The sequence below is a fragment of the Gulbenkiania mobilis genome (assembly GCA_004346645.1).
Classification (GTDB): Bacteria; Pseudomonadota; Gammaproteobacteria; order Burkholderiales; family Chromobacteriaceae; genus Gulbenkiania; species Gulbenkiania mobilis.
The window spans coordinates 123,066-134,634 of record SMDA01000009.1 but is presented as its reverse complement, the minus strand read 5'-3'; the positions used below and the strand labels follow the sequence as shown (position 1 = coordinate 134,634).

The window sequence follows — 11,569 nt, the reverse complement described above, 5'->3', positions numbered from 1 at the left end:
TTGCTCTCGCAAACCACTCACACCTATCGGTTGTTCTAAACTGTCAAAGATCAGGCCGGCGCCGTTGCGCTCAGCAGAGGAAGCGAACTATACCCGCCCCTCAAAACACCGTCAACCCCCATTTGCAGAAAATATTGCCGATGCCCCGTACGGTGCGGGGCAAGCACGAGCAGACAAATGAAAAAGGGCCGGATGACCAGCCCTTTTATCTGGGTATCTGGTGGTCGGTCAGCTTGCGTCCTGTTCGGCCAGATCGGCGCGGATCTTGTCCATGTCCAGCTCGCGTACGGCGCTGATCAGCTGTTCGAACTGAGTCCCGGAGAGCGCACCGGCCTGATTGAAGACCATGATACGGTCGCGCAGGACCATGAGGGTGGGAATGGAGCGGATGCCGAAGTGTCCGGCCAATGCCTGCTCCTCTTCGGTGTTGATTTTGGCGAAGACGATGTCGGCGTGCTTTTCGGAGGCGGCCTGGAAGACCGGACCGAAACTCTTGCACGGCCCGCACCAAGGGGCCCAGAAGTCGAGAATGACGATGCCGTCACGGTCCACGGTATCGTTGAAGGTTTCGGCTGTCACATCATGGGTGGCCATGGCGGGGTCCTTTCATTGGTGCCGTCAGCCCGATGCTGGTCGGCCATGCGATTGAACTGGGTGCGCCGGGCTGTTTTTGCAAGCTTGACCGTTCAGCTGTGACGAATGCGCCAGCACTGATGGATCTTGCGGTTGCGGAAATCCTCGGGCACCGACTGTGCGCTGATGTCCTCCACATGGAAGGTTTCGATCAGCAGCGGCTCCAGCTCAAAGCTGCGCAGATTGTTGGAAAAGTAGAGTGTGCCTTCGGGTGCCAGCAAATACATGGCCTGCTCTACCAACCAGCCGTGGTCACGCTGGACGTCGAGCACGTCGCGCATCTTCTTGGAATTGGAAAAGGTGGGGGGATCCATGACGATGAGGTCGAAGCACTTGCCAGCTGCCACACTGTCTTCGAGATACTGGAAGACATCGGCACGGATCAAATGGTGCCGTGCCAAGTCCAGACCGTTGAGTTCGAAATTGCGGCGGGCCCAGTCCTGATAGGTATTGGAAAGATCCACCGTTTCAGAGTAGGACGCTCCGCCGGCACCGGCGTACACGGTAAAGCTGCCGGTATAGGCGAACAGGTTGAGGAAACGCTTGCCGGCGGCCTCGTCACGCACGCGACGACGGGTGTTGCGGTGATCGAGAAATAGGCCAGTATCGAGATAGGCATCAAGGTTGACGATGAAGCGCTGGCCAAATTCGCCGACGACGAAGTCCTCGCCGGTCTGGCCTGTTTTTTCGTACTGACTGACGCCTTTCTGACGCCTACGGGTCTTGAAGGCAATGCTTTCCACCGGCACGCCTGTAACGGCACAAACCGTTTGCAACAGGCCCGCCACCCAAGCGGCGTGCGCCTCATCGCTGATGTCCCAGCCGGTGTCGTATTCCTGGACATGGGCCCGCTCGCCGTAGAGATCTACCGCGACCGGGAACTGCGGAATGTCACGATCGTAGGCGCGCCAGGCTTCTAGGCCCTGACGACGCGCCCACTTGCTGTAATGCTTGAAGTTCTTGCCCAGACGGTTGGCAAAAGCGGCGTAGTCTGCCATGCGGAATCCTTGCAGGAGAGGTGCGGCGACCAGCAGGTTGGCCGAAGGCACCGGACGGGAAACGACGACGCCGGCCTAGGCCGGCGCATGCATTGTGAGGCGGGAGGGCGCCTTAGACCAGGCTGTCCGGATACATCGCCACCAGCTTCCGGTATACAGGCTCGGGTACGTACTGGCGAATAACCTGCTCCCAGCCACGCGGGCCGACCAGGCCCTTCACCATCGTGGAAGAGACCTCGGCGTATTCACGCGGCGGCAGCAGGAACACGGTGGTGATGTCGGGATGGAGGTCCGAGTTGATGTAACGCATGGTGCGCTCATACTCGTAGTCGCTGGCGGTGCGGATACCGCGCACGATGTAGTTGGCCCCGATCTTCTGGGCGTAGTTGACCAGAAACTGGTTCTCGAACACCTCGACCCGCAGCTTGTTGAAGCCGCGGGTGACGGCCCGCAGCATTTCGGCCCGTTCATCCACGCTGAAGGTGCAGCGCTTTTCCGGGTTGACCCCGATGGCCACGATCAGCTCGTCGAACAGCTCGACCGCTTCGCGGATCATCCACAGGTGACCGTTGGTAACCGGGTCGAAACTTCCGGCATAGACAGCGCGCTTCAAAGTGTGGAACCCCTTCTGTACTGGTTGGCAAGGCGGAATGTAACGTGCGCACGCCCCCGGGACAAGCACAACATGTTGCAACGCAGTAAAACACCCCGCCGCAGCGGGGTGTGTGGGAAGACGCAGCGCTTCGGCCAAGCGGGGTTGGCCGAAGACGGATTTAGAGAGCGATCTCCTCCGCCCGGTGGCAGGCCACCTGCTGCCCTTCCAGCGGACGCAGCTCGGGCACCTCTGCCTTGCAGCGGTCGACCGCGTATGGGCAACGCTTGTGGAAGGTACAGCCGGACGGGGGATTGAGCGGACTGGGCAGCTCCCCCTGGATCTTGATCTTGATCTGGCGGTCTTCCGGATGGATGGACGGGGTGGCCGACAGCAGCGCACGGGTATAGGGATGCAGAGGACGGCTGTAGATGGATGCCTTGCTGCCGATCTCCACCGCCCGGCCCAGGTACATCACCATCACGTCATCAGCCACGTGTTCCACCACTGCCAGGTTGTGGCTGATGAAGACGTAGGCTGTCCGCAGCTCGTCCTGCAGATCCATGAACAGGTTAAGTACCTGCGCCTGGATCGAGACATCCAGTGCCGAGGTCGGCTCGTCGGCCACGACAATCTTGGGATTGAGCATCATGGCGCGGGCGATGGCAATGCGCTGCCGCTGCCCGCCGGAGAACATGTGCGGATAGCGGTAGTAGTGTTCGGGACGCAGCCCCACGCGCGCCATCATCGCCTTGACCTTTTCCTCGCGCTCCGCTGCGGAGAGGGTGGTGTTGATAAGCAAGGGCTCACCCAGCTGGGCGCCGATCTTCTGGCGTGGGTTCAGTGAGGCATACGGGTTCTGGAACACCATCTGCACCTTGGCGCGCAGGGCCTTCACATCCTTCTGGACGCCATGCGTCACATCAACCCCGTCGAGCATCAGCGAGCCTGCCGAAGGCGCCTCTACCAGTGTCAGCTGACGTGCCAGCGTGCTCTTGCCGCAGCCGGACTCGCCCACCACAGCCAGCGTACGCCCGGCCTCGAGGTCGAACGACACGCCGTTGAGCGCCTTCACCGTTGCCTTGGGCTTCATGAACCCCTGCGACACTTCGTAATACCGGGCCAGATCCCGGGCTGAAAGAACCGTGGACATCAGGCCTCCTTGGCAACGAGCGGGAAATGACAGCGGGCGGCGGTGGCGCCATGCTGCAGCAGCGCGGGCCGGTCGGCACGACAGACCTCCTGCACGTACGGACAGCGCGGCGACAGCAGGCATCCGCGTGGGCGGTCGTAATGACCGGGCACGATGCCGGGCAACGTGGACAGCCGCTCGGCGCCCTTGCTGTGCTCGGGGATCGAGGCCAGCAGTGCTTCGGTATAGGGGTGAGCTGGATGCCGGAACAGCGCCTCCACAGGACCGGTCTCCACCACCTGACCGGCATACATCACTGCTACGCGGTGCGCGACCTCCGCCACCACAGCCAGATCATGCGTGATCATGATCAGCGCCATGTTCTGGCTCTGCTGAAGGTTGACCAAGAGTTCCATGATCTGCGCCTGGATGGTTACGTCCAGAGCGGTGGTGGGTTCGTCGGCGATCAGCAGCTTGGGATTGCATGCAATCGCCATCGCGATCACCACCCGCTGGCTCATACCGCCCGACAGTTGGTGCGGGTAAGCCTCCAGACGGCTCTTGGCTGCAGGGATCTCCACCATCTCCATCAGTTCCAGGGCGCGACGGTTGAGCGCCGCACCGCGCAGCCCTTGATGCAGGGCCAGGACTTCGCGGATCTGGTAGCCAACGGTATAGCTCGGGTTGAGCGAGGTCATCGGGTCCTGGAAGATCATGGCGATGTCCTTGCCAACGATGCGGCGGCGTTCACGGCCACTGATCGTCAGCAGGTTCTTGCCGTCAAAGTCCAGGCGATCGGCCAGGATGCGCCCCTGCCCTTCCAGCAGACCCATCATTGCCATCATGGTGACCGACTTGCCGGAGCCGGATTCACCGACGATGCCGACGATCTCGCCCTGGTTCACCGTCAGGTCCAGGCCATCCACGGCGGCAAACGGATGCTTCTCCGAACCGAAGTGCACGGAGAGGTTGTGTATATCCAAAAGACTCATGATGTTCCCTCAGGCCGCACGCTTCAGTTTCGGGTCGAGCGCATCGCGCAGCCCGTCACCCATCAGGTTGATCGCCAGCACCGACAGCAGGATGGTCAGGCCTGGCAGCGTCACCACCCACCACGCTCGTTCGATGTAGTCGCGCGCACTGGCCAGCATCGTGCCCCACTCGGGCGTCGGAGGCTGCACGCCCAGACCCAGGAAGCCCAGTGCAGCGGCCTCGAGAATGGCTGAGGAGAAGCTCATTGTGGCGTGCACGATCAGCGGCGCCATGCAGTTGGGCAACACGGTGACGAACATCAGCCGCAGCGTGCCGGCGCCGGCCACGCGGCTGGCGGTGACGTAGTCGCGGTTGAGCTCGGACATCGCCGAGGCACGCGTCAGGCGCACGTAGGCCGGCAGGGCCACCACGGCGATCGCGATCATCGCATTGATCAGACCGGGCCCAAGGATGGCCATGATGGCCACGGCAAGGAGCAGCGACGGCAGGGCCATCATGATGTCCATCAGGCGCATGATCAGCGATCCCACCACACGTGGGAAGAAGGCGGCCACCAGGCCCAGGATGACACCGGGGATCATCGCCATCAGCACCGACATCAGGCCGATCATCAGCGAGAGGCGCGCGCCGTGGATCAGGCGCGACAGAATGTCGCGACCCAGCTCGTCGGTGCCGAGCAGGTACTGGCTCATGCCGCCGTCGGCCCAAGCAGGCGGCGTCAGCATATGCTCGCGGTACTGCTCGATCGGATCGTACGGGGCCACCCAAGGGGCAAACAGCGCACAGAAGACAACAATGGTCATGAATACGAGGCCGATGACCGCACCACGGTTGTGCGAAAAGCCTTGCCAGAATTCCTTCATCGGCGAAGGAAAGGCCAGCGCTGCCTGCTCTTCGGCAGCGGCCGCCTTGAGGTTGTTGGTAGTTGCCATGCAGCAGAAGTCCTTACTTGGCGTGACGGATGCGCGGGTTGGCGATGCCGTACAGGATGTCGACGACGAAGTTGGTGACGATCACCAGCGTGGCCACGATGAGGATGCCGTTCTGCACCACCGGATAGTCGCGGCGCGCGATGGCATCGATCAGCCATTTGCCGATGCCGGGCCAGGAAAAGATGGTCTCGGTCAGCACAGCCCCGCCCATCAGCGTACCGATCTGCAGGCCCATCACGGTCAGTACCGGGATCAGTGCATTGCGCAGGGTGTGGATGAAAATCACACGGGCAGGCGACAGCCCCTTGGCGCGCGCGGTTCGCACGTAGTCTTCGCGCAGCACCTCCAGCATTGAGGAGCGCGTCATCCGGGCAATAACCGCCAGCGGAATCGTGCCCAGCACCACGGCAGGCAGGATGAGATGCATCAACGCGTCACGGAAGGCCCCGGCATTCAGCTCCGGATCGGCGGCTTCGGCCAGCCAGGTGTCGATCAGCATGAAGCCGGTGACCGGCTGCACGTCGTAGGCCAGGTCCAGGCGCCCCGAAACCGGCGTCCAGCCCAGCTGGACCGAGAAGAACATGATGAGGATCAGGCCCCACCAGAAGATCGGCATGGAGAAACCGGTAAGCGAAATGCCCATCACGCCGTGATCGAACACCGACCCGCGCCGGATGGCAGCAATCACACCCGCAAGGAGGCCGAACACCGAAGCGAACAGCATGGCCGCGATCGCCAGCTCCAGCGTCGCCGGAAACAGCGTCGTGAACTCACTCCAGACGCTCTCCTTGGTGACGAGCGAAAGGCCCAGATCACCATGCAGGAGGTTGCTCAGGTAGTCGAAATATTGCTGATAGAGCGGCTTGTCCAGGCCCAGGCGGTGCATCGCCTCGGCGTGCATTTGCGGGTCCAGCGTGCGCTCGCCCACCATTACCTCGATGGGGTCGCCCGGAATCAGCCGGATCAGCGTGAAGGTAAGCAGCGTCAGTCCGAGAAACGTGGGAATCTGGACACTGAGACGGCGAAGGATAAAAGACAGCATGAGTCGTACATCTCCCAATCGCCAGACTGCATGCGCAGTAGGGCGCTGATCGAAACCCTGTATCGAGAGACTGTCCGGAAGAACGAAGGAAGTACGACGGAAAAACGAGGAGAAGGCGCCGGGCAGCGACCCCGCAACTGAACCACCCACCTATACCAGCTGCATCGCCGCCACGGCAAGGCGAACAATATCAGCGGCACGGCGGCGGGCGTTTGACCAAGATCAACCTTGGCCGCCCTCGCGTCTTTCTGTCTTGTTCCGTATCGGTCCGGAGAGTCATCGGCCATGCTTCGGCCAACCTGCCAACAGGACAGGTTGGCCGAAGGGGCCTGCAAATGCGTCGGGGGCCGTGGCCCCCGCGCACCTTTTCTAGTGGCTCAAGGCCTTATTTGACGCTGACGTTCTGGAAGGTGTAGTCCCCGAACGGGCTGATCTTGAAGCCGTTCACTTCCTTGCGCATCGGCTGGTTGACGACCGAGTGGGCAATCGTGGTCCACGGCATCTCGCGCTTGAAGATCTGCTGAGCCTTGGTGTACAGCTTGGTGCGCTCGGCCTGGTTGTTGGTCTTGCGCGCAGCCAGCACGGCACTGTCGAACTCCTTGTTGCAGAAGCGCGAGTAGTTCGAGCCACCCACGGCCTCGCAGGTCAGCAGTACGCCGAGGAAGTTATCCGGACTGGCGTAGTCGCCAGTCCAGCCCACCAGGCCGGCATCGTGCTCGCCGTTCTTCATGCGCTTGAGGTATTCACCCCATTCGTACGAAACGATCTTGGCGCGCACCCCGATCTTGGCCCAGTCGGACTGGATCATCTCGGCCATCAGCTTGGCATTCGGGTTGTAGGGACGCTGCACCGGCATCGCCCACAGGGTGATGTCGAAGCCGTTCGGATAGCCAGCCTTGGCCAGCAGAGCCTTGGCCTTGGCTACATCGTACGGCGCGTTCTTCAGCGATTTGTCGTAGGACCACAGGGTCGGCGGCATCGGGTTGGCCGCTTCCTGGCCCTGACCCTGGTACACCGCGTCAATGATGGCCTTGCGGTTGATGGCCATGTCCAGCGCCTGACGCACTTCCAGCTTCTTCAGCTGCGGTTTCTCGACGTTGTAGGAGAGATAGCCGATGTTGAAGCCCTGGGAGCTCATCATCTTGAGGGCCGGGTCGGTCTTCATCGCGGCCAGGTCGGTCGGACGCGGGTAGGACATGATGTGGCATTCGCCGGCCTTCATCTTCTGGTAGCGCACCGACGGGTCGGTGGTGATGGCGAACACGAGGTTGTCTACCTTCACGGCGCCCTTCTTCCAGTAATCCTTGTTGGCCACGTACCGGATCTGGGCATCCTTCTGGTAACGCTTGAAGATGAACGGGCCGGTGCCTACGGGCAGTTGGTTGATCTGGCTGGCCTTGCCTTCCTTGAGCAGCTTGTCGCCGAATTCGGCCGACAGGATGGAGGCGAAGGGCATGGCGATCTTGATGATCAGGTCGGCATCCGGCTCCTTGAGGTTGAAACGCACGGTGTACGGGTCAACCTTCTCGACGGAGGTGATGTTGGAATCCAGACCGGTGTCCGACGCGTACGGGAATTCTACGTTGTACGCTTTGCGGAAGGGGTGGTTCTTGTCGATCATGCGCATGAACGTGAATACCACGTCATCGGCATTGAACTCGCGGGTGGGCTTGAAGAAGTCGGTGGTGTGGAACTTCACACCCTTGCGCAGCTTGAAGGTGTAGGTTTTGCCATCCGGCGAGGCACTCCAGGACTCGGCCAGACCGGGCACTGCGCGGGTGGAACCCTGCTCGAACTCGACCAGACGGCTGAAGATCGCGTGACCGGACGCATCAAAGGTGTTGCCACCCGTGTACTGCGCGTTGTCGAAACCTTCGGGGCTGGCTTCGGAGCAGTAGATGAGGGTGCTGGCAGCGTGTGCCATGGAAACGCCGGCCACGAGCCCGGCGGCGAGCAGCAGTTTCTTGGTAGCTTGCATGACGTTTCTTTCTCCTAGAGTAGTCTCTTCTTCTTGGCTTATCCGAGGGCGCCGGAGGCACCCATGGCGGATACATTATGCAGCCCTCGGCGCTTTGACAAGCGCCGGGGCAGCTTTATCGGTCTTTTTTATGATGGTGCAGAGCCACAAACGGGCTTATACGCGACGCACGACCACCGAGCCCACGGAATACCCGGCACCAAAGGAGGAGATGACCCCGATCTGCCCCGGTTTCATGTCAGCGTGATAGAGATGGAAGGCAATGATCGAGCCGGCCGAACTGGTGTTGGCGTACCGGTCCAGAATGACCGGAGCTTCTTCGGCCGACGCTTCTCGGCCTAGCACGCGCTTGGCGATGAGGTGGTTCATTGCCAAGTTGGCCTGGTGCAGCCAGAAGCGGCTGACGTCGTCCGGTGCGATGCCAGAGGCCTCGAGGTGCGAGACGATGTGCTCGCCCACCATCGGGCACACTTCCTTGAAGACCTTGCGGCCTTGCTGAACGAACAGCTTGTCCGGGGCACCGATACCGGAAGGGTCACACCGGTTGAGGAATCCGAAATTGTTGCGGATGTTGTTGGAGAACACCGTGGCCAACCGGCAGCCAAGGATCTCGAATGCATCGCCAGACACGGCCGCGTCGGCCCGCTCCAGCACCATGGCGGTGCAAGCATCGCCAAAGATGAAGTGGCTGTCCCGGTCGCGGAAGTTAAGGTGGGCCGAACAGATTTCCGGATTGACCATCAGCACCGCGCGCGCCTGTCCCGTCTGGATGGCGTTGACCGCGGTCTGGATACCAAAAGTGGCCGAGGAACAGGCGACATTCATGTCAAAGGCAAAGCCGTGGATGCCCAGAGCCTGCTGCACCTCGATGGAAACGGCCGGATACGCACGCTGAAGGTTGGAGCAGGCAACGATCACCATGTCGATGTCGTCGGGGCTGCGCCCTGCCCGCTCCAAAGCTTCACGGGCGGCGTGCACGGCCATTTCCGCCTGCAGCGAAAGGACCTCGTCGGGACGCTCGGGCAGATTGGGCGCCATCCGCTCCGGATCGAGGACGCCTTCGGCATCCATCAGGTAACGCTGCTTGATGCCGGATGCCTTCTCAATGAACTCGCTGCTGGACTCGGCCAGAGGTTCGACCTCGCCGGCGTCGATGCGGGCCCGGTTGGCTTCGTTGTAGCGGTGAACGTATTCATTGAAGGCGGCAACCAGCTGCTGGTTGGTCACGGCATGGGGCGGCGTGAAGAGGCCGGTGCCGCTGATGACGACTTTTTGCATTATGAAGGTCTCCACCGCCCCGTCCGTGAGGGTCGGCCGAAGCGGAGTCGTGGGATCCGAACAATCGTTTGCCCGGATAATACACCAACGCTTTCACGTGGCTGTAAAGAAATCAATCCAACAAACGGCATAAACCGAGTAAAATACTCGGCTTTGCTGGCATAGCGCATGCTCGAAACTCTCACACGCTATACTTGACTAAATTAGTCGGAAATTAGGTATAATCTCTCGGAACCACCCAAGGGAGTCATTAAACCATGCGCCTCACCACCAAAGGCCGTTTCGCGGTCACCGCCATGCTGGACCTGGCGATGCGCGAGTCCAACGGTCCGGTTACGCTGGCCGGCATCAGCGAACGCCAGGGCATCTCCCTGTCGTACCTGGAGCAACTCTTCGGCAAACTGCGCCGCGCCGAGCTGGTGGAAAGTGTACGCGGCCCGGGCGGCGGCTACACGCTGGCGCGCACTCCTGCCGAGATCTCGGTGGCAGCCATCATCACCGCCGTCGACGAGCCGGTGGATGCCACCCAGTGCGGTGGCAAGGAAAACTGCCACGACAACAACCGCTGCATGACACACGACCTGTGGACGGCGTTGAACGCCACCATCTTTGACTACCTGTCCAAGGTGAGCCTCGCCGACCTGGTCGAGAAACAGCAGGCCAAGGAATGTGCCGTCGTCGAGGACAAGCGCGGCCCCGTGCGCCGCAACCAGGCCACCCCGCTGACCACCAGCGCCGCCTGACGCCGGTTAAGCCTATCTGGAGAACACCAATGAGCCTCAAGCTGCCGATCTATCTGGACTACTCCGCCACCACACCGGTGGACCCGCGTGTCGCGGAGAAGATGATCCCCTACCTGACCGAGCTGTTCGGCAACCCCGCCAGCCGCAGCCACTCGTTTGGCTGGGTGGCGGAAGAAGCGGTCGAGAACGCCCGCGCGGAAGTGGCCCGCCTGGTGAACTGCGATCCCAAGGAAATCATCTGGACCTCGGGCGCCACCGAGTCGGACAACCTGGCGATCAAGGGAGCCGTACAGTTCTACAAGTCCCGCGGCAAGCACATCATTACTGTGAAGACCGAGCACAAGGCCGTGCTGGATCCGTGCCGCGAGCTGGAGCGTCAAGGCTTTGAGGTGACCTACCTGGGCGTGAAGGAAAACGGTCTGATCGACATGGACGCCTTCAAGGCAGCCCTGCGTCCGGACACCATCCTGGTGTCGGTCATGTACGTGAACAACGAGATCGGCGTGATCCAGGACATTCCGCAGATCGGCGAGATCTGCCGTGAAAAAGGGATTGTGTTCCATGTGGACGCGGCGCAGGCCACCGGCAAGGTCGAGATCGACCTGGAAAAGCTGAAGGTGGACCTGATGAGCTTTTCGGCCCACAAGACATATGGCCCCAAGGGCATCGGCGCCCTTTATGTGCGCCGCAAGCCGCGCGTGCGCCTGGAGGCACAGATGCATGGTGGGGGCCACGAACGGGGTTTCCGTTCCGGCACGCTGGCTACGCACCAGATCGTGGGTATGGGTGAGGCTTTCCGCATCGCCCGCGAAGAAATGGCCGCTGAGAACGAGCGCATCCGCATGCTGCGCGACCGCCTCTGGAACGGCATCAAGGACATGGAAGAGGTCTACATCAACGGCGATATCGAGGCCCGCATTCCGCACAACCTGAACGTCAGCTTCAACTTCGTGGAAGGCGAGAGCCTGATCATGGCCGTGAAGGATCTGGCCGTGTCGTCCGGTTCGGCCTGTACTTCGGCCAGCCTGGAGCCCTCGTACGTGCTGCGTGCACTGGGTCGTAACGACGAGCTGGCTCACAGCTCGATCCGCTTCACCATCGGCCGCTTCACCACCGAGGCAGAGATCGACTACGCGGTGCAGCTGATCCGCGAGAAGATCGGCAAGCTGCGCGAACTCTCGCCGCTGTGGGAAATGTACAAGGACGGCGTGGACCTCAATGCGGTGCAGTGGGCCGCCCACTGATCCG

At 61.5% G+C, this 11,569-nt stretch carries 11 protein-coding genes; 2 read left to right on the top strand and 9 right to left on the bottom strand.

Annotated elements, in window-relative coordinates:
- Positions 1-228: 228 nt before the first annotated feature.
- The 9 genes from trxA to EV669_RS12665 form a co-directional block, all read right to left on the bottom strand.
- Positions 229-594, bottom strand: a complete 366-nt coding sequence (gene trxA / locus EV669_RS12705) for a thioredoxin (protein WP_054284780.1) — start codon at positions 592-594, stop codon at positions 229-231.
- A 92-nt stretch (positions 595-686) separates the two neighbouring features.
- The gene (locus EV669_RS12700) at positions 687-1,631 is read right to left on the bottom strand and encodes a class I SAM-dependent methyltransferase (protein WP_055434490.1); all 945 of its coding nucleotides are present in this window, start codon (positions 1,629-1,631) and stop codon (positions 687-689) included.
- Positions 1,632-1,743: 112 nt separating this feature from the next.
- Entirely contained in the window at positions 1,744-2,244 is a 501-nt protein-coding gene (coaD, locus tag EV669_RS12695) for a pantetheine-phosphate adenylyltransferase (protein ID WP_132098871.1), read from the bottom strand.
- Between the two features lie 160 nt (positions 2,245-2,404).
- On the bottom strand, positions 2,405-3,376 hold the full coding sequence (locus EV669_RS12690; protein WP_054284781.1) for a peptide ABC transporter ATP-binding protein: 972 nt from the start codon (positions 3,374-3,376) through the stop codon (positions 2,405-2,407).
- Positions 3,376-4,347, bottom strand: a complete 972-nt coding sequence (locus tag EV669_RS12685) for an ABC transporter ATP-binding protein (protein ID WP_054284782.1) — start codon at positions 4,345-4,347, stop codon at positions 3,376-3,378. The genes EV669_RS12690 and EV669_RS12685 overlap by 1 nt, the downstream gene beginning before the upstream one ends.
- A 9-nt stretch (positions 4,348-4,356) precedes the next feature.
- Positions 4,357-5,280, bottom strand: coding sequence for an ABC transporter permease subunit (locus EV669_RS12680; RefSeq protein ID WP_054284783.1), 924 nt, complete (start codon positions 5,278-5,280; stop codon positions 4,357-4,359).
- 13 nt (positions 5,281-5,293) lie between these two features.
- Positions 5,294-6,322, bottom strand: a complete 1,029-nt coding sequence (locus tag EV669_RS12675) for an ABC transporter permease subunit (protein ID WP_054284784.1) — start codon at positions 6,320-6,322, stop codon at positions 5,294-5,296.
- A gap of 385 nt (positions 6,323-6,707) precedes the next feature.
- Positions 6,708-8,300, bottom strand: a complete 1,593-nt coding sequence (locus EV669_RS12670; RefSeq protein WP_054284785.1) for an ABC transporter substrate-binding protein — start codon at positions 8,298-8,300, stop codon at positions 6,708-6,710.
- Between the two features lie 156 nt (positions 8,301-8,456).
- Positions 8,457-9,578, bottom strand: a complete 1,122-nt coding sequence (locus tag EV669_RS12665) for a beta-ketoacyl-ACP synthase III (RefSeq protein WP_054284786.1) — start codon at positions 9,576-9,578, stop codon at positions 8,457-8,459.
- A gap of 257 nt (positions 9,579-9,835) precedes the next feature.
- Here EV669_RS12665 and iscR point away from each other — a divergent pair, with 257 nt between their 5' ends.
- Both iscR and EV669_RS12655 read left to right on the top strand, forming a co-directional pair.
- Entirely contained in the window at positions 9,836-10,321 is a 486-nt protein-coding gene (gene iscR / locus EV669_RS12660; RefSeq protein ID WP_132098870.1) for a Fe-S cluster assembly transcriptional regulator IscR, read from the top strand.
- 29 nt (positions 10,322-10,350) lie between these two features.
- Positions 10,351-11,565, top strand: coding sequence for an IscS subfamily cysteine desulfurase (locus EV669_RS12655; protein ID WP_054284788.1), 1,215 nt, complete (start codon positions 10,351-10,353; stop codon positions 11,563-11,565).
- Positions 11,566-11,569: the final 4 nt, after the last annotated feature.

Excerpts from the sequence above, each read along its gene's own strand:
- EV669_RS12690 (WP_054284781.1), bottom strand. The coding sequence starts at position 3,376 with ATGTCCACGGTTCTTTCAGCCCGGGATCTGGCCCGGTATTACGAAGTG.
- EV669_RS12680 (WP_054284783.1), bottom strand. The coding sequence starts at position 5,280 with ATGGCAACTACCAACAACCTCAAGGCGGCCGCTGCCGAAGAGCAGGCA.
- EV669_RS12655 (WP_054284788.1), top strand. The coding sequence starts at position 10,351 with ATGAGCCTCAAGCTGCCGATCTATCTGGACTACTCCGCCACCACACCG.
- EV669_RS12700 (WP_055434490.1), bottom strand. The coding sequence starts at position 1,631 with ATGGCAGACTACGCCGCTTTTGCCAACCGTCTGGGCAAGAACTTCAAG.
- EV669_RS12685 (WP_054284782.1), bottom strand. The coding sequence starts at position 4,347 with ATGAGTCTTTTGGATATACACAACCTCTCCGTGCACTTCGGTTCGGAG.
- trxA (WP_054284780.1), bottom strand. The coding sequence starts at position 594 with ATGGCCACCCATGATGTGACAGCCGAAACCTTCAACGATACCGTGGAC.
- EV669_RS12675 (WP_054284784.1), bottom strand. The coding sequence starts at position 6,322 with ATGCTGTCTTTTATCCTTCGCCGTCTCAGTGTCCAGATTCCCACGTTT.
- EV669_RS12670 (WP_054284785.1), bottom strand. The coding sequence starts at position 8,300 with ATGCAAGCTACCAAGAAACTGCTGCTCGCCGCCGGGCTCGTGGCCGGC.
- iscR (WP_132098870.1), top strand. The coding sequence starts at position 9,836 with ATGCGCCTCACCACCAAAGGCCGTTTCGCGGTCACCGCCATGCTGGAC.
- EV669_RS12665 (WP_054284786.1), bottom strand. The coding sequence starts at position 9,578 with ATGCAAAAAGTCGTCATCAGCGGCACCGGCCTCTTCACGCCGCCCCAT.